Origin of the sequence: Corynebacterium sp. HMSC055G02 (assembly GCF_001809065.1) — a bacterium.
Classification (GTDB): Bacteria; Actinomycetota; Actinomycetes; order Mycobacteriales; family Mycobacteriaceae; genus Corynebacterium; species Corynebacterium jeikeium_D.
Window position 1 is genome coordinate 1 of record NZ_KV795643.1, and the last position, 17,801, is coordinate 17,801.

At 56.6% G+C, this 17,801-nt stretch carries 15 protein-coding genes; 13 read left to right on the forward strand and 2 right to left on the reverse strand.

Annotated features, from left to right (window positions below; translation table 11 throughout):
• Window positions 1–105: 105 nt before the first annotated feature.
• Both HMPREF2547_RS03900 and HMPREF2547_RS03905 read left to right on the forward strand, forming a co-directional pair.
• Window positions 106–540, forward strand: coding sequence for a pyridoxamine 5'-phosphate oxidase family protein (locus HMPREF2547_RS03900; RefSeq protein ID WP_016422245.1), 435 nt, complete (start codon window positions 106–108; stop codon window positions 538–540).
• Between the two features lie 179 nt (window positions 541–719).
• Window positions 720–1,316 (forward strand): TetR/AcrR family transcriptional regulator, encoded by a 597-nt coding sequence (locus HMPREF2547_RS03905; protein ID WP_070604787.1) that lies wholly within the window; start codon window positions 720–722, stop codon window positions 1,314–1,316.
• A gap of 130 nt (window positions 1,317–1,446) precedes the next feature.
• Here the strand turns inward: HMPREF2547_RS03905 and nadE are convergent, their stop codons facing one another.
• The gene (gene nadE, locus HMPREF2547_RS03910) at window positions 1,447–2,298 is read right to left on the reverse strand and encodes an ammonia-dependent NAD(+) synthetase (RefSeq protein ID WP_070604788.1); all 852 of its coding nucleotides are present in this window, start codon (window positions 2,296–2,298) and stop codon (window positions 1,447–1,449) included.
• A 38-nt stretch (window positions 2,299–2,336) separates the two neighbouring features.
• Here nadE and HMPREF2547_RS03915 point away from each other — a divergent pair, with 38 nt between their 5' ends.
• From HMPREF2547_RS03915 to HMPREF2547_RS03965, 11 genes are all read left to right on the forward strand, one after another.
• Window positions 2,337–3,818, forward strand: coding sequence for a sugar porter family MFS transporter (locus HMPREF2547_RS03915; RefSeq protein WP_141744329.1), 1,482 nt, complete (start codon window positions 2,337–2,339; stop codon window positions 3,816–3,818).
• A gap of 251 nt (window positions 3,819–4,069) precedes the next feature.
• Window positions 4,070–4,192 carry a type B 50S ribosomal protein L36 gene (gene ykgO, locus HMPREF2547_RS03920; RefSeq protein ID WP_005511141.1) on the forward strand — a complete coding sequence of 41 codons (123 nt, stop codon included), beginning with the start codon at window positions 4,070–4,072 and terminating at the stop codon, window positions 4,190–4,192.
• Window positions 4,193–4,944: 752 nt separating this feature from the next.
• Window positions 4,945–5,169: a glutaredoxin-like protein NrdH gene (gene nrdH / locus HMPREF2547_RS03925; protein ID WP_005511161.1), complete on the forward strand. Its 225-nt coding sequence runs from the start codon at window positions 4,945–4,947 to the stop codon at window positions 5,167–5,169.
• 85 nt (window positions 5,170–5,254) lie between these two features.
• Entirely contained in the window at window positions 5,255–5,677 is a 423-nt protein-coding gene (gene nrdI, locus HMPREF2547_RS03930; RefSeq protein ID WP_049181994.1) for a class Ib ribonucleoside-diphosphate reductase assembly flavoprotein NrdI, read from the forward strand.
• Between the two features lie 174 nt (window positions 5,678–5,851).
• A complete protein-coding gene (gene nrdE / locus HMPREF2547_RS03935) occupies window positions 5,852–7,996 on the forward strand; it encodes a class 1b ribonucleoside-diphosphate reductase subunit alpha (RefSeq protein ID WP_172620253.1) in 2,145 nt (714 codons plus the stop codon).
• Window positions 7,997–8,231: 235 nt separating this feature from the next.
• Window positions 8,232–8,957, forward strand: coding sequence for a purine-nucleoside phosphorylase (gene deoD, locus HMPREF2547_RS03940; protein WP_070604790.1), 726 nt, complete (start codon window positions 8,232–8,234; stop codon window positions 8,955–8,957).
• 50 nt (window positions 8,958–9,007) lie between these two features.
• Window positions 9,008–10,453 (forward strand): MFS transporter, encoded by a 1,446-nt coding sequence (locus HMPREF2547_RS03945; protein WP_016422252.1) that lies wholly within the window; start codon window positions 9,008–9,010, stop codon window positions 10,451–10,453.
• A gap of 337 nt (window positions 10,454–10,790) precedes the next feature.
• Window positions 10,791–11,807: a class 1b ribonucleoside-diphosphate reductase subunit beta gene (gene nrdF, locus HMPREF2547_RS03950; RefSeq protein ID WP_016422253.1), complete on the forward strand. Its 1,017-nt coding sequence runs from the start codon at window positions 10,791–10,793 to the stop codon at window positions 11,805–11,807.
• A gap of 330 nt (window positions 11,808–12,137) precedes the next feature.
• On the forward strand, window positions 12,138–13,838 hold the full coding sequence (gene ctaD, locus HMPREF2547_RS03955; RefSeq protein ID WP_005511131.1) for an aa3-type cytochrome oxidase subunit I: 1,701 nt from the start codon (window positions 12,138–12,140) through the stop codon (window positions 13,836–13,838).
• A 279-nt stretch (window positions 13,839–14,117) separates the two neighbouring features.
• Complete coding sequence (gene serB / locus HMPREF2547_RS03960) at window positions 14,118–15,410, forward strand: phosphoserine phosphatase SerB (RefSeq protein WP_049193346.1); 1,293 nt, start codon at window positions 14,118–14,120, stop codon at window positions 15,408–15,410.
• A complete protein-coding gene (locus tag HMPREF2547_RS03965; protein ID WP_049193344.1) occupies window positions 15,410–16,213 on the forward strand; it encodes a peptidyl-tRNA hydrolase in 804 nt (267 codons plus the stop codon). The genes serB and HMPREF2547_RS03965 overlap by 1 nt, the downstream gene beginning before the upstream one ends.
• Here the strand turns inward: HMPREF2547_RS03965 and HMPREF2547_RS03970 are convergent.
• Window positions 16,204–17,787 (reverse strand): AMP-binding protein, encoded by a 1,584-nt coding sequence (locus HMPREF2547_RS03970; protein WP_070604792.1) that lies wholly within the window; start codon window positions 17,785–17,787, stop codon window positions 16,204–16,206. The two genes, HMPREF2547_RS03965 and HMPREF2547_RS03970, sit on opposite strands and share 10 nt — an antisense overlap.
• Window positions 17,788–17,801: the final 14 nt, after the last annotated feature.

The window sequence follows — 17,801 nt, forward strand, 5'->3', positions numbered from 1 at the left end:
ACCGAATCCAGACACACTTTCTGTCGTTTAACCCGCCGTTTACCTCAATGATTGGTAATCCGTATGGCTGTAGCAACTTTGTCTAAACGGTGGAATACTGGGGGTATGGCACACAACGACTCCGTTATTCAGAAACTGTCCACCGAAGAATCCCTCGAGCTGCTGGCTACGCAGACTTTTGGGCGCCTGGTTGTTCGTCGTAAAGATGACATGGATCTTTTCCCGCTGAACTACGTCGTTCATGAGGGGAGCATTTACTTCCGCACTGCCGAGGGGTCGAAGCTTTTTACTGTTTCTCTGAACCACGATGTTCTTTTTGAGGCCGACTTTGTTGACAAGGATGCCCAGAAGGCATGGTCGGTCATCGTAAAGGGTGACGCAGAGGTTCTCACCTCCCGCGCGGATATTAACGCTGCAGATGAGCTGCCGCTGAAGCCCTGGCTGCCGACGTTGAAGTACAACTACGTGCGCATTACTCCGAACGATGTTTCCGGTCGCCATTTCCACCTCGGTGAGGAGCCGAATCGCTACGAAGTGTAGCGGCGGCATACGGCGCTTTTGCTTGACGACGGTGGGGGCTCCGTCGTGAAGCAGAGATAGCAGCGTGCAAAGGCAGCTTTTAGTGACTGAGCACCGCCGTTAGCTGTTTTTTTAAAAATTGTTGGGTTAAATTACCCAAAAGCGCCCTAAGTGAGATTCAACGCGTTACAGTCGCAAATGTGACGTGCACCATAGAATCGACCGATGGGGTGCCAGCGCAGCCCGATGTGCGCAGGCAGTCCCCGCGTATGCAGAAGATCGTAGATGAAGCGCGCGCGATGCTGCGCGAATCGGGTTGGAGCGCAATCAGTATGCGCCGTCTAGCGGCGCGACTCGATGTGAAGGCGCCATCGCTGTATAAGCACATCAGCGGCAAAGAAGAGCTCCTCCAGCTGCTGCTGACCGAGAGTCTCGAGAATCTGGGCAAGCGTATTCATGCTGCCATTGATGAGGAATGTACTTCGGCGTCTCTGCTGCAGGCGTACCGCCAGGCAGTTCTCGACGATCCGCATGGTTACCGGCTGATGAGTCGCACTAATTTCGTGAATGTCGTCTCGCCTTCGTCATTGGATGCCTGGATTCGCGATGCATTCATTAAGGTTGCCGGCGATGAGTCTAAGGGTTTGGCCATGTGGGCGTTCGCCCATGGTTTGGTGACCGCCGAGCTCGTCCAGGATGGTTCACCTGCGCTGGAACCAAGTGCCGAAGCCGGTGCGGTAGACAGCTTGGCCGCAGTTGGAGCTATTTGGGACGCTGGCGCGGAGGCCTTCTCTTAAGGGGTTTCTCTTAAGAGGTTCGCTGCTCAGTACGGGACGTTAATCCAGCACCCCTCAGGTGGGCGATAGTAGCCGGGGGGAAGTTTTTGGGCGGGATGACAGTGCTAGATTGGTGGCCCGGGACAGTAGCTTAGCGCCACCAGGAATCGGCCGGTCCGGGAGGGACGGCTCGCTTGTGCCGGGAGATGGAGTAGAGATGCTCGATTCGCGCGGCATCCTCATCTGAGACGGCCTTGCCTTCGAGGTAGTCGTCGATGGCGGTATAGGTCACCCCGAGTGCAACTTCGTCGGGAAGCGCAGGGCGATCTTCTTCCAGGTCGGCCGTCGGCACCTTCTCCCACGTACTGGCTGGTGCGCCGAGGTGACGGAGTAGGGCCGCGCCCTGGCGCTTGCTCAGCCCCTGCAGCGGGACGAGGTCGCAGGCGCCGTCGCCGTGCTTGGTGTAGAAGCCGGTGACAGCCTCCGCGGCGTGATCTGTTCCGATGACCAAAGCGCCGTCAACACCCGCCACTGCGTACTGGGCAATCATGCGCATGCGGGCCTTAATATTTCCCTTGTTGAAGTCGCTGATAGCGCTGCTGGCCAGGGCATCGGTGACCTGGGCGGTCATCGCGGCGGTGGCCGGTTCGATATCGATAGTTAGCCTTTGGTCAGGCTGAATGAATTGCAGTGCCACCTGTGCGTCGTCCTCATCGGCCTGGACGCCGTGGGGGAGGCGAATGGCAATGAAAGTGGCATCCTCACCGCCGTCGCGAAGCTTTTCGACGGCCAACTGCGCTAGACGCCCGGCCAGCGTGGAGTCTTGGCCGCCAGAAATTCCGAGCACGAATCCCTTGGCGTGCGCGGCGCGGAAATAATCGCAGAGAAAATCGACTCGGCGGCTGATTTCCTCGGCGGCATTGATGGTGGGCTGGACGTGGAGGTCGTTAATAATCTCCGACTGGAGGGGGTGTGGGAAATCCTGTGTGCCTACTGGTGTCATGAGCCTCACTCTACCGCTAGTTCCGGACGGGAAAAGGGATGATTTTCCTGCCAGAAGAGTGCCAAAACTCTCATCTTTATCGAGTAAGTGCTGTTCGGATAGGGGGTCTTTGGCCGGACGGTGGCAAGATTTCCAGCGTGAGTACAACCGAACAGAATAAGACTGGACCGAACCGGGAAACCACCACAACTCGGTCGATAGCCGTGGCTATCATCGCCGCTCTGGGCGGCCTCCTCTTTGGTTACGACACCGGTGTCATCTCGGGCGCGCTGCTGTATATCCAGCGCTCTTTTGAGCTGACTCCAGGACAGGAGTCCACTGTCACCGCCATGCTCTTGGTCGGTGCGGCTATCGGTGCGTTCCTGGGCGGTCGCGTAGCGGACTCCCTGGGGCGCCGTGGCACCATCCTGCTCGGAGCGGTCGGCTTCATCATCGGCAGTATCTGGTGTGCTTTCGCTACTAGTGCGTTTTCGCTGGGTGCTGCGCGTACTTTGCTCGGCGTCTGTATCGGTGGTGTTTCCATCGTCGTACCGATGTACATCTCCGAAATGGCACCACCGCATGTGCGTGGACGCCTGGTCAGCCTGAACTCGCTGATGATCGTGATTGGTCAGCTGGTGGCGTTCCTCACCAACTCCGCCCTAGCCTCCTCCGGTAACTGGCGACTCATGCTTGGACTCGGCGCTGTCCCCGGCATCGTGCTGCTCATCGGCATGCTGGTTCTGCCGGACACTCCGGCCTACCTCGTCCGTCGAGGACAGGAGGGCAAGGCGCTGGCCGTGCTGCGTCAGATGCAGGGAGATGAGGCGACCCTGGCTGAGGTTGCCGTTGATGAGGCGTCGTCAAGCGCCGATCAGCGTGCAGCCGAGCGCCTTGCCGTGAAAACCCCGTGGGTGCGACGCACCGTCATTATTGCGATGCTCATTGGTGTGACGCAACAGGTCACGGGCGCGAACGCGATTATGTATTTCGCGCCGACGATGATGAACAAGGTTGGCTTGTCGACGGAAAGCTCTGTCTATACCTCCATCATCATCGGTATCGCCTCGGTGATTTCGTGTGCAATTGGTATGAGCATCATTGACCGCGTTGGTCGTCGGCGAATGCTGATTATCGGTTTGGTGGGCTGTGCAAGCTCGCTGCTCGTGCTGGCGCCCGTCTATGGTTTGTCGAGTAACTCTTCGACGGGTGCCATGATGTCGCTTCTGCTGATGACCGTATTTATCGTGTTTCAGCAGGCGGCTGTGTCGGTGGCGACCTGGCTCCTGATTTCCGAGATCATCCCGACAGAGGCTCGTGGCCTGGGTATGGGGCTGGCAGGGCTCGCGCTATGGGTTGCGAATTGGTTTGTGGCGCAGGCTTTTCTTCCGATGGTGGATGCTGTCGGTGGTGCGTGGTCGTTCTTCTTCTTTGCCATTACGGGCGCAATTGCGCTGGTATTCACCATCAAGGCGGTGCCGGAGACCTCAGGTAAGACGCTTGCCGAGGTCCGCGAGTACATGATTGCCGCTGCCAAGTAGAGAAGTGGAAGCAGTTGCAACGTGGGGAGTCGCGATCTTGGGGTTGCCCGTCAAAGAACATGTTTCCCCCGGATTTTTGGAGTTATTCCGCTTATTAGGTAGTATGGCAACTCGTGTCGTAACGCATCCTCTTTGATATTTCTTCGGATTATCAGGAAGGGTGCGTTGCCAGGCAGTCACTGGGGTGATTGTCCGGGGAGAGTGCAGTGTGCACATTCCCGTTTCGGAGCCGAGTAGAAAGGAGCGCCCGAATGAAGGTCCGCAAGTCCCTTCGGTCGCTGAAGAACAAGCCGGGCGCTCAGGTCGTGCGCCGTCGTGGCAAGGTCTACGTGATCAACAAGAAGGAGCCGCGCTTCAAGGCCCGTCAGGGCTAAGCCTTATTTAGGCTAGCGCGAAGCAAATAGCTTCCTCATTTATTGCCAAAACCGCAATCTGAAGTCGCAGTTTTACTGTGGCTAAAGGTTGCGGTTTTTGGTTTTTAGGGAGGGGAGGTTCAGGCGGTTACTGCGTTTATGGCTGGCGGCGGTGGGGCGATGGAAGTTACTGACTACGTTTATGACAGAAATGGCTCGAAAAATGGCTTGAAAGTGTCATAAACTTACACAGTTTCACATGTGCAGCCCGTGTTCATATGTGCAGCCCGCGATTTTTGAGATCGCTGCGGAATCCGAAGTTGGGTAGGGGAGGGACAAAGGCAGGGCGGGGACACTGCGGCGCCTGGAATCGGTGCGGTCGGCTGCGGGGCGTCATGCAGTAATTGGTTTAACCAAAATCCACCGATAGTTGTTTTTCTACGATTTTCTAGAATTTTTAGCGTGAAATTACAAGGTTGTGGTGCGTCTGTGTACAACATCTTGTGCGCCAGAGATCTCCGAACAGGGAATACCATGGTTGTGAGTACTACATCTAGTATGACTAGAGTTTTCTAGGCACCAAGTGTAGTGTTTTCGATGTCGAGCCAAGGAGAGCTAAAAGGACCTGTCTGCCACCCGTACTCGGTTTCTCATGAACCCTGGGAGCTTTCGGTCATTCAACCAATCCGCTGATTCCTCGGCCGCTTCCGTTGTTTGTACGAAGTCGATCCGATTCATTGGTCTTACCCAAAGCCAGAAAGTTTGTGAGAGTCATGGTTACCGTTTACAGCAAGCCTGCATGTGTCCAGTGCCGCGCTACCACTCGTGCCCTCGATAAGGCTGGAATTGCCTACGATATCGTCGACATCACCATGGACGATGAGGCTCGGGACTACGTCATGGCTCTCGGTCACCTCCAGGCGCCGGTCGTTGACACTGGCACTGAGACCTGGTCGGGTTTCCGTCCGGATCGCATCAAGGCTCTCCAGGCAGCGTAAGAATCACACACCTCTCCGCAGATTTCGTTGACCACCCGGGAAGCGAAGATTGCGGGGGTTTTGCGATGTAAAGGGTGAAGCTCTCATGCTGGTGGTGTATTTCTCCTCGGCGACGGGGAATACACACAAGTTTGTTGAAAAGCTAGGTATCAAAAATGCCCGCATTCCCATCCGTCGTAATGAGCCGGAGCTTATCGTCGATGAGCCCTATGTCCTCATTTGTCCGACTTATGGTGGTGGCGTTTCCATCAGCGGTGGTAACTCAAGGCCAGTTCCTCCGCAGGTCATCAAATTTCTTAATAATGAGCACAACCGCTCTTTCATCCGAGGTGTGATTGCTGCCGGCAATCTCAACTTCGGTGAGGACTTCTGTAAAGCAGGGGATGTCATCTCCTACAAGTGCAAGGTTCCATATCTATATCGCTTCGAGCTGATGGGAACCGACCACGATGTGCGGCGAGTCCGAGAAGGGCTAGAGGAATTCTTCCACGGTAGAGCCAGCGCCTAAGTTGGCAAGCCTCAGTGTCGAGGGAAGGGGCACTGAGGACAACCGAATGGATACGCTCGCGGAAGCCGTCGTAAAGCGGTGTGCGAGGAAAATAGCTAGATTGGATTGCTCTGGGCAGTGTTGGAACAGACCCTGTGCAGGCAAATGAATATTAAAGGAGTCAACGTGTCGGAAATGGGCAAGCAGGTCGCGGAGCCGGTGGGTGAGGACAAGCTGGATTACCACGCGCTCAATGCGCTGCTGAATCTGTACGGTGAAGACGGCAAGATTCAGTTCGATAAAGACCGCATGGCTGCGCGGCAGTTCTTCTTGCAGCATGTCAATCAGAACACTGTGTTCTTCCATAACTTGCGGGAGAAGCTCGATTACCTGGTAGAGAACCATTACTACGAGGCTGAGGTTCTGGAGAAGTACGAATTTGAGGACGTCAAGGCGCTGTTCAAGCAGGCCTACGCCCACAAGTTCCGTTTTCAGACTTTCCTGGGTGCTTACAAGTACTACACCTCGTACACGCTGAAGACTTTCGACGGCAAGCGTTACTTGGAGCGCTACGAAGACCGTGTGTGCATGGTTGCTCTTACGCTTGCCGACGGCGACTTGGGGCTCGCGCAGCACCTGGTTGATGAGATCATCGCCGGACGCTTCCAGCCTGCTACTCCTACATTCCTCAACTCCGGTAAGGCCCAGCGCGGCGAGCCGGTGAGCTGCTTCCTGCTGCGTATCGAGGACAACATGGAGTCCATTGGCCGCGCCATCAACTCCTCGCTGCAGCTGTCCAAGCGCGGCGGTGGTGTGGCGCTGCTGCTGAGCAACCTGCGTGAACAGGGCGCTCCGATTAAGCACATCGAGAATCAGTCTTCCGGTGTCATCCCGGTTATGAAGCTGCTGGAGGACTCCTTCTCCTACGCTAACCAGCTGGGTGCTCGCCAGGGAGCAGGCGCTGTCTACCTGCACGCGCACCACCCGGACATCATGCGCTTCCTGGATACCAAGCGTGAGAACGCGGACGAGAAGATTCGCATCAAGTCGCTGTCGCTCGGCGTTGTCATTCCGGACATCACGTTCGAGCTGGCCAAGCGTAACGACGACATGTACCTCTTCAGCCCGTACGATGTCGAGCGTGTCTACGGTAAGCCGTTCGCGGACATTAGCATCACCGAGAATTACGCGGATATGGTCGAGGACCCGCGTATTCGTAAGCAGAAGATCAACGCGCGTCAGTTCTTCCAGACCATCGCTGAGATTCAGTTTGAGTCCGGCTACCCGTACATCATGTTCGAGGACACGGTTAACCGCGCGAACCCGATTGAGGGCCGCATTAACATGTCGAACCTCTGCTCGGAGATTCTGCAGGTCAACACCCCGTCGACCTACAATGCGGACCTGTCCTACGAGCACGTGGGTGAGGACATTTCCTGTAACCTCGGTTCGCTGAATATTGCGATGACCATGGACTCGCCGGACTTTGGTCGCACTGTCGAGACTGCCATCCGTGGCCTGACTGCGGTCAGTGAGCAGACTTCTATTGACTCGGTGCCATCGATTCGCAAGGGCAACGACGGATCTCACGCCATCGGCCTGGGGCAGATGAACCTGCACGGCTACCTTGGCCGCGAGAAGATTATGTACGGCTCGGAAGAGGGCCTGGACTTCACCAACGCCTACTTCGCAGCAGTGCTCTACGCAGTCCTGCGCGCATCCAACAAGATTGCTCGCGAGCGCGGTCAGAAGTTCGTCAACTTTGAGAACTCTGACTACGCCAGCGGCAAGTACTTCGATAACTTCGATCCGGCAGAGTTCCAGCCGAAGACTCAGCACGTCAAGGAGATCTTCGAGAACTCCACCGCGCACATTCCGGACGCTGAGGACTGGGCGCAACTGAAGGCCGACGTCATGGAGTACGGCCTGTTCAACCGTAACCTGCAGGCAGTGCCGCCGACCGGTTCGATTTCCTACATCAACAACTCGACCTCGTCGATTCACCCGATTGCATCTCAGATTGAGATTCGCAAGGAGGGCAAGATCGGTCGCGTATACTATCCGGCTCCGCACTTGGACAATGACAACCGTGAGTACTTCCAGGACGCCTACGAAATCGGCTACGAGAAGATCATTGACACTTACGCGGTCGCTACCAAGTATGTTGACCAGGGACTGTCGCTGACCTTGTTCTTCAAGGACACGGTGAGCACTCGTGACCTCAACCGTGCGCAGATTTACGCATGGCGCAAGGGTATTAAGACTCTGTACTACATCCGCCTGCGTCAGGTTGCGCTGGAGGGTACTGAGGTCGAGGGTTGCGTATCCTGCATGCTTTAAGCAAGCGTGCTTGAGGGCTAGGCATCTAGTGCTTCAGTTGTAGCGCATTGAAGGCGCGAGAATTTCCCCGAGTTTTGCCGGGAGATTCTCGCGCCTTTTTCGTCACTCCATCCAATTGGGAACAAATGTAAATATCACTATTGACGGTTGTAATCCAGGTAATTAACCTGGGCAGTGGTACACCAATGTTCGCATAATTTTCACCCACGGCTAGTGGGGGAAGGGGCTGGAAGCCATGTCCGATACCACTGGTAAGAGCACTCCACACATCAACCCAAAGGGTGCGCCGATTGCAGAAACCATTTTGTTGCCAGGTGACCCGCTGCGTGCCAAGTTCATTGCGGAGACCTATTTGGACGATGTCGTTCAGTTCAACAAAGTTCGCAACATGTTGGGCTTTACCGGCACCTACCAGGGGCAGGAAGTGTCCGTCATGGGATCCGGTATGGGCATTCCGTCTATCTCGCTGTACTCCTGGGAACTTATCCATGTTTTCGGCTGCAAGAAGCTGATTCGCGTCGGTTCCTGCGGCGCGTTGCAGCCGGAGCTGGACCTGTATGACGTGGTTATCGGCCAGACGGCATCGACGGACTCCAATTTTCTATCGCAGTACAACTTGCCGGGAACGTTCGCCCCGTCCGCATCTTTCCGTCTGATTGAAGATGTTCGCGATCGTGCCCGCGAGCAGGGCATCACTACACACGTCGGCAACATCTTGTCCAGCGATATTTTCTACAACTTCCAGGATGATGTGAACGACCGTTGGGCACGCATGGGTGTGCTGGCGGTGGAGATGGAATCTGCTGGCCTTTATGCCGCCGCCGCCGAGGCCGGTGTGGAGGCCATGGGAATCTTCACTGTGTCGGACAACATCGTCACCGGTGGAAAGACCACTCCGGAAGAACGTGAGAAGGCCTTCACGACGATGATGGAGCTGGCATTGCCGCTGGCTCGACTCTAGTGTCCTGGTCCGCAATCAATTGGCTTGAAGTGTGAAATAGGTACAGTGCGATGAGCAATCCCGCCAGCAATACCAGCTTGAACGTGAATCCCCGTGAAAGCGCAGCGTCCAAGGCTGCCGCGCCAAACCCTAAGGCCGCAGTCCCGGTCTTGCTGTTTTCCTTTGTATTCTGTTTGGTCTTGGACAATGGCTTTAAGTTCATGACCAAGCCGATTGCGGAATCTCTGGACCTCAGTGTCTCCACGGCCAGTCTGCAGGCGACACTCGCCGGTATCTTGATTGGCATTGGAGCGGTGGTGTACGCCGCATTGGCGGACAGCATCAGTATCCGCAAATTGATGATTGTCGGTATCGGCTTCGTCGCCGTGGGCTCTCTACTGGGTTATTTCTTCCAGGGAGTATGGCCAATCGTGCTTACTGCCCGCATTATTCAAACTGCCGGCCTGGCGGCGGCTGAGACACTCTACGTCATCTATGTCACCAAGTACCTAAGCCCAGAAGATCAGAAAACCTACCTCGGCTTTTCCACCGCGGCCTTCCAAGCCGCGCTGCTGATTGGAACGTTGACCTCGGGAATCGTGGCTACCTACATTTCCTGGCCGGCTATGTTCCTGATTTCGCTCATTCTGATAGTTGCCATTCCGTTCCTGATCAAGACAGTTCCGGAGGAGCAGCAGCAGAAGAGTCACCTGGATATCTTTGGCCTGTTCCTCATCGCGGTCATCGCCACTGCGGTGATGCTGTTCATGCAGCAGTTCCAATGGTGGTGGCTGGTTGCCGCTGCGCTGGGCGTCGCGCTCTTTGTCTGGCACATCCGGACACATGACAACGCCGTGGTCAGCCCGTCGTTCTTTACCAATGCTCGCTACGTTTGCGCGCTGATTGTTGTGCTCGTGGTTTACATGGTCCAGTTGGGGTATTCGGCCATTCTGTTGCCGTACATGGTCGACGAGCTCTATGGCATCAACCTCGACGGTGCTGCCTATATCCTCGCGCCGGGCTACCTCTGCGCTGTCATCGTCGGTGTAATGTCTGGCAAGGTTGCCAAGTTCCTGCCCTCGAAGCAGGCCATTGTCGCAGCCATCAGCATCATCATCGTGGCGTTGCTCATCCCCGCAGTGCTGCCGGGGGCCGGTGTTGCCACGGTTATCGTCTCCATGATTCTGTTCCCATCAGGGTTCGCGCTCATGTATGCGCCGTTGGTCGCGACCGCACTGCAGAACATTCCTGCCGCCAAGTCCGGTGTTGCAATCGGTTTCTACAATCTGACGATCAACATTGCCGTCCCGGTTGGCATCGCGTTAACGGCCATGCTTGTTGATTCTCGACCGGCCTTCTTCAGCACCCTCTCCATCGCGCAGTCTGAAGCAGAAGGGGTCTCCGCTACCATCGCTTGGTTGCTCGCGCTCATGGCTGTCGTAGGTTTGCTGGTGTACGTCATCTCCGACCGCATCATCAACGACACGGCGGAAAACCGAGAGAAGGTTCACGCCTAGGTTCGCGCAACATCTTGCGCTTGGTGCTTGACGACGGACATTGCGTCGTCAAGCACCTTGTTCTTTGTGTGACGTGGGGTTAGGGGAGGGGCACCGGGAACAAGACTCGGCAAGTGGGGCGATTTCTTCTAGGCCGCGTGCTTAATAATGCGGGTGTGGGTAAGCTGCTAAGGGTAGTGGCTCCTTTCATCGGGAGCCTGACGTTTTGTAGTGGGACAAGGCTGGAATAGCCACCGCTGCAGTCGCTGTTTGAACTCGTAAAGAGTGAAGGACGTTCCTTATATATAAGGTGTGTTCGAAAAACGGCAATATCAATGAAAAAGGGAGAGGTTTCCACGTGAGTTTCGATGATTGCCCACCCTCGACTCCGGCCCACCGTGAGAAGAATCCAGAGTCGCGTGCATGCCCAGTTGCGGCTATTGACTGGAACACGATTCCTGATGACAAGGATCTCGAGGTTTGGGATCGTCTGACCGGTAACTTCTGGTTGCCGGAAAAGGTGCCGCTGTCGAATGACATCAAGAGCTGGAATACGCTCAACGCACTGGAGCAGCGCACCACGATGCGCGTGTTCACTGGTCTGACCATGCTGGACACCATCCAGGGCACAGTTGGCGCAGTATCGCTCATCCCGGATGCGCTGACTCCGCACGAGGAAGCTGTGTACACCAATATCGCCTTCATGGAATCGGTGCACGCAAAGAGCTACTCGTCGATTTTCCAGACGCTGGCGTCGACTCCTGAGATTCAGGATGCGTTCCGTTGGGGCGAGGAGAATGAGTACCTGCAGAAGAAGGCCAAGATTATCCTCGACTACTACGAGGGCGATAATCCGCAGAAGAAGAAGGTCGCTTCCACTTTGTTGGAGTCCTTCCTGTTCTACTCGGGCTTCTACCTGCCGATGTACTGGTCCAGCCACGCCAAGCTGACCAACACCGCGGACATTATTCGCCTAATCATTCGTGATGAGGCAGTTCACGGTTACTACATCGGTTACAAGTACCAGCGCAACCTGGAGCGTCTGACCCAGGCCGAACGTGACGAGCTGAAGGATTACACCTTCGACCTCATGTTTGATCTCTACGACAACGAGATTCAGTACACCGAAGAGATGTACGACGAACTCGGTTGGACCGAGGATGTCAAGCGTTTCTTGCGTTACAACGGCAACAAGGCTCTGAACAACTTGGGCTACGAGGGTATGTTCCCGGCCGACGAGACTCGCGTTTCGCCGTCGATCCTGTCGGCCCTGTCGCCGAATGCTGACGAAAACCACGACTTCTTCTCGGGTTCCGGCTCTTCCTACGTCATGGGTAAGGCTGAAGTAACCGAGGATGAGGACTGGGACTTCTAAAAGCACAGGTGTAGGGAACATTCCGCATCGAGCCTCACTCTGGTGACAGCACACACACGGGGGTAGTAGTCCTAGCCTCGACGGTTCCTGCTAAATAGGCGTTAGCCCAGGTTAAGACAATTCTCAGGAAACTAATAGTGTGCTTAGCTGAGTGGGGAAGTGAGCCGGAAAATCCCTTAGCCTTAACTTTTTCCAAGGTTCAGACTAGAATCTGGCACATAGCGGTAGGTGGGTTCGCCGTCGCGTACTCGCCTGCACTATTCTCACAAGGACAAAACTTAAAATCCCTGTAGTGAGTTACAGGAAATCTTCGCGTAGTAAGGAGGAAGAATGACTGCAGTAGCGCCTCGTCCAGATCATGGCGTTGTAGCGCCGGAACGGCCGCAGCCGTTCGGACATGAGCGTAAGGGCAGCTGGGCGTGGGAAATGCTGACCACGACCGACCACAAGAAGCTGGGCATCATGTACATCATTATGTCCTTCTCGTTCTTCTTTGTCGGCGGTCTGATGGCTCTGCTTATCCGTGCTGAGCTCTTCGCCCCAGGACTTCAGTTCCTTTCTAACGAGCAGTTCAACCAGATGTTCACCATGCACGGCACGGTGATGCTGCTTCTGTTCGGTACCCCGATTGTTTGGGGTTTTGCTAACTACATTCTGCCACTTCAGATTGGTGCTCCGGACGTGGCTTTCCCGCGTCTGAACGCTTTCGGCTTCTGGCTGACCACCATTGGTGGCATTCTGATGCTGTCGGGCTTCCTGACCCCGGGTGGTGCTGCTGACTTCGGTTGGACCATGTACTCCCCGCTGTCTGACCCGATTCACTCTCCGGGTGTCGGTTCTGACCTGTGGATTGTCGGTGTCGGTGTTGGTGGTGTCGGTACCATCGCTTCCGCCATTAACATGACCACCACTGTCCTGTGCCTCCGTGCACCAGGCATGACCATGTTCCGTATGCCAATCTTCACCTGGAACATCCTGGTTACCTCGATCCTGGCTCTGCTGATTTTCCCGATCCTGACTGCAGCTGCTCTTGGTGTTTTGTACGACCGTAAGCTGGGCGGTCACATTTACGACCCGGCAAACGGTGGCGCAATGCTGTGGCAGCACCTGTTCTGGTTCTTCGGTCACCCAGAGGTCTACGTCCTGCTGTTGCCGTTCGTGGGCATCATCACCGAGGTCGTTCCGGTCTTTTCCCGTAAGCCGCTGTTCGGCTACGCAGGTATGGTCTTCGCAACCCTGTCTATTGCAGGTCTGTCCATGGCTGTGTGGGCACACCACATGTTCGTGACCGGTGGCGTTCTGCTTCCGTTCTTCTCGTTCATGACCTTCCTGATTTCGGTCCCGACCGGTGTTAAGTTCATCAACTGGATGGGCACCATGTGGCGTGGCCACATGACCTTCGAGGCTCCGATGACTTTCGCTCTCGGCTTCATCGTGACCTTCCTGTTCGGTGGTTTGACCGGTATTATGCTGGCTTCCCCACCGCTGGACTTCCACGTCTCTGATACTTACTTCGTCGTGGCGCACTTCCACTACACCCTGTTCGGTACCCTGGTCTTCGCTTCCTACTCGGGCGTTTACTTCTGGTTCCCGAAGATGACTGGTCGTATGCTCGACGAGAAGCTGGCAAAGGTTCACTTCTGGCTGACCTTCATCGGCTTCAACCTGACCTTCCTGGTCCAGCACTGGCTGGGTAACGAGGGTATGCCGCGTCGTTACGCCGACTACCTCGAGACTGACGGTTTCACCACCCTGAACATGATCTCCACCGTTGGTGCGTTCATCCTGGGTCTGTCTGTTATCCCGTTTGTCTGGAACGTCTTCAAGTCCTGGCGCTACGGTGAGGTCGTCACTGTTGATGACCCGTGGGGTTACGGTAACTCCCTCGAGTGGGCTACTTCTTGCCCGCCGCCGCGCCACAACTTCACCTCGATGCCGCGCATCCGCTCGGAGCGCCCGGCGTTCGAGCTGCACTACCCGCACATGGTTGAGCGTCAGCGCGCAGAGGCCCACGTTGGTCGTCAGCTCTAAGAGCTAGTGGCTACATGGCTGATGCAACTCTGAGTTAATAACTACGCGAAGCTAAGGCCCCATCACGGTTCTCCGTGATGGGGCCTTAGTCTTGTCTTTGAGAGTCTTTCCTAGGGAAGAGGCAGTAAGAGAGCGCAGGGAGAGCAGGGGGGGGGCAGGGAGCGCCAGAAGGGCAAGAGAGCAGGGCGATGGCTAGCGCCTGTCACTGGCCACCCACTGAAGTGCGGAATCCCACTATGCGATGAGCACTCTGCCGGGGCTTCATGCGATACTGGATTGGTGAATGAACAGGTAATTATCTCTCCCAGTCAGTCTGTAGATACCGATGCTCTATCGGTTTCGTTGGCACCGGGACTAGCTCCGGTGCTTATTACCGCTGTTGGCCGAGACCGCCCGGGTGTCTCCGCAGCTTTCTTCCGCGTGCTCGCGGCCCACGGAGTTCAAATTTTGGATGTGGAACAGTCGGTGTTCCGCTCTAATCTGAGCCTCGGTGCGCTTGTTGGTGTCACAGAAGAAAAGGTCGGTGTTCTCCGTGAGGGACTCATTGAAACACTGAAGCCTCACGGCATGACTGTCAGTTTCCAGCTGGATGCCCCGATTGAGCGCAGCGATGGCTCCACCCACGCACTTGTCGTGTTGGGCAATCCGGTCAACGCTGAGGATATTTCCCGTATCGGCCGCACTCTTGCTGATTACGGTGCAAACATCGATTCCATTCGCGGTATTGCTGACTACCCAGTCACTGGCCTGGAATTGCTGGTCTCTATTCCGGACCCGAAGCCGGGTGCGGGCATTCCGCTGCGTAAGGCACTGGCCGAGCTTGCACAGGACCAGGACATTGACATCGCAATTGAACGCGCTGGTTTGCAGCGCCGCTCCAAGCGCTTGATTTGTTTCGATGTGGACTCGACCTTGATTACCGGTGAGGTCATTGAGATGCTGGCCGCCCATGCTGGTCGCGAGGCGGAGGTTGCAGCGGTTACAGAGCGCGCTATGCGCGGTGAGCTGGACTTCGCCGAGTCACTGCATGAGCGAGTTAAGGCTCTGGCTGGCCTGCCGGTCAGTGTCCTAGAGGAAGTCACTAACTCCATCGAGCTGACTCCAGGCGCCCGCACCACGATCCGCACGCTGAAGCGCCTCGGTTACAAGTGTGGTGCTGTCTCCGGTGGCTTTATCCAGATCTTGGAGCCGCTGGCAAAGGATCTCGGTCTGGACTTTTACAAGGCGAATACCCTCGAGGTCGAGGACGGAAAGCTGACTGGACGCGTGGTCGGCGATGTCGTCGATAGGCAGGAGAAGGCCCGCAGCCTCAAGACGTTCGCCGCAGAGTCGGGGCTTCAGATGCATCAGACCGTTGCGGTCGGCGATGGGGCCAATGACATCGATATGTTGTCGGTCGCAGGCCTTGGTATTGCTTTCAATGCCAAGCCGGCGCTGAAGGAAATCGCTGACACGTCCGTCAACGTTCCATTCATGGACTCGATTCTGTTCATGCTGGGCATTTCCCGCGATGAAATCGACGATGCCGACCGCGAAGATGGCACCTTCCGCCGCGTGCCGTTGGAGCAGTAGTGCAACGCGAGGATCACAAGGATCCAGCTGTCACGGACGCATCATCGGTACCGGAGTGGTTCCGTATCGCCCATAATCTCCTGCCGCAACCTGATAGGGAAGACCACGGCGAGGATGTGCCGTGGGCAATGGCTATTGTGCTTGAGGTTCCGAAGAAGGAACGCCCCTCGCGCACTGCGCTGCTCCGCGCTGCCGCGATGGCTGTTGTTGCTTGTTGCCTGGACGAACGCGCAGGCGATGACACTTCTGCCTATCAACAAGGTCTGGCGTCTTGGTACGGTGCGCGCATCCGCAAGCTCACACGTCGCGCTCGCAATATCGGCTGGCAACGCGCTCAGCTTGCACCGGGTGTCACCGTGGACGTCGACGGCGCGCAAGCTCGCGCACTAGTGCCAACTCCTGTCGACGAAACCTACCCGGAGATTGCCAAACTACAAATTTCCGGCACCGATTTGCCTTACGACGACCCGGAGAACACATCTCCCGGCGCCCCGGGCGACCATGAGAGCGCTGACACCTTTGCTCCGCCAGTGATTTGGGTGGACAAAAACCTGAATATGTCCGTAGGAAAGGTGGCCGCGCAAGTTGGACACGGCTCGATGCTCTATGCGGCCAGCCTGTCGGTCGAGGACGCTTGGGCGTGGGCGCAAAGTGGTTATGCGTTAGATGTGAAAGAAGTACCGCGGGAGCAGTGGCCAGCGCCAGAGCCCCGCGCGGTTGAGGTTCAGGATGCCGGGTTTACCGAGATTGCACCCGGTTCAGTCACCGTGGCGGTGACCCCTGGGGCAGTAACTCACGACTGAGCGCGTGCTGCCTCCATGGCCTTGAGATCCTTGCGCAGAATCTTGCCCGTCGCCGACTTCGGGATTTCATCCATGAACTCGACTGCTCGCACCTTCTTGTACGGTGCGACGCGGTCGGCGACGTAGTCCATAATCTCGTCTTCAGTCACCTGCTTGCCCGCCTTGAGGACAACGTAGGCCTTAGGAATCTCCTCGCCGTCGGAGCGAACGACACCACTGCAGGCGGCATCGGCAGTATCCGGGTGGCTGAGCAGCACGGACTCGAGCTCGGCCGGCGGAACCTGGTAGCCCTTGTACTTAATCAGTTCCTTGAAGCGGTCGACGATGTACACATTCCCGTGTTCGTCGAGTTCCGCAACGTCGCCGGTACGCAGCCAACCGTCGACAAGCGTCTCTGCCGTCGCCTTCGGGTTGTTGAGGTAGTCCTTCATCACCTGTGGACCATGAATCCATAGCTCACCTGCCTCCGAGCGCCCCTCGGCGGGAACCGGGATTTCCTCAAAGCTGTCGGAGTCGAGGTTGACAATCTTGTACTGAGTGTTGGGGACTGCGCGACCGATCGAGTCCAGCGGACTATCGTGGCCGATGCGGATGTGGGCTGCTGGCGAGGACTCGGTCATGCCGAAGCCCTGTGCGACCACGCAGTCAAGGCGCTTTTCCACCTGTTCCGCGAGGTCAAGTTGGAGAGAAGCGGCACCCGAGAAGATTGTCTCCAGGCTGGACAGGTCAAAGGAATCGACAGCTGGGTGCTTGGCCAGGCCCACAGCTACAGGCGGTGCGATGAACGCGAACTTCACCTTGTGCTCGGCGATGATGGACAGGAAATCGACGAGGTCGAACTTGCCCATGGTGTACTGCGTCGTGCGGCGCCACAGGCACAGATTCAGCAGCGCAGTCAGGCCGTAGATGTGGAAAAACGGCAGGATAGTGACAGCCGGGGTGTCCTCGGTCAGCGCGTTGACTGTAGCTCCACCCGCCTGAGCGACGTTGGCCACCAAGTTGCGGTGAGTGAGCTGGACGCCCTTCGGTACACCGGTGGTTCCCGAGGAAAACGGAATCACGGCAACGTCATCGGGTGATACGTCGACGTCCGGGGCTGCGTGCCCCTCGGCAAGCAGCTCGCCCATGCCGTGGAGACCCGTCAGGCCGATAATCATCTCTTCCGGCAGACCAGCAGCCTCAGCGCCGTGGGCGCCAGCCCAACCGATTGAGGAGGTCGTCAGCATCATCTTCGCGTCAGACATCCGGAGTTGGTTTTCAATGTCCTCCGCAGTTGCCAGCGATGCGACCGTCGTGCAGACAGCCCCCGCGCGTAGGACACCGTGAAGAGCGACCGCGAAGGTTGTCGAGTTGGGGCAGTGGAGAGCCACAACGTCGCCCTTCTTAATCCCACGTGCTGCCAGCGCACCCGCAAACTTCTCAATGCTGGCCTTCAGATCACCGAAGGTGACCTCGGAGCCTGAGTCAACGATTGCAAGCTTGTCCTGGTGACGTGGCTCAATTTCTCCGAAGAGGAACTCAAAGAGTGAGGTCTCCGGGATGTCGATGTCGGGGAGGTTGCTGGAAAGGGGCATGCAGGAAATCGCCT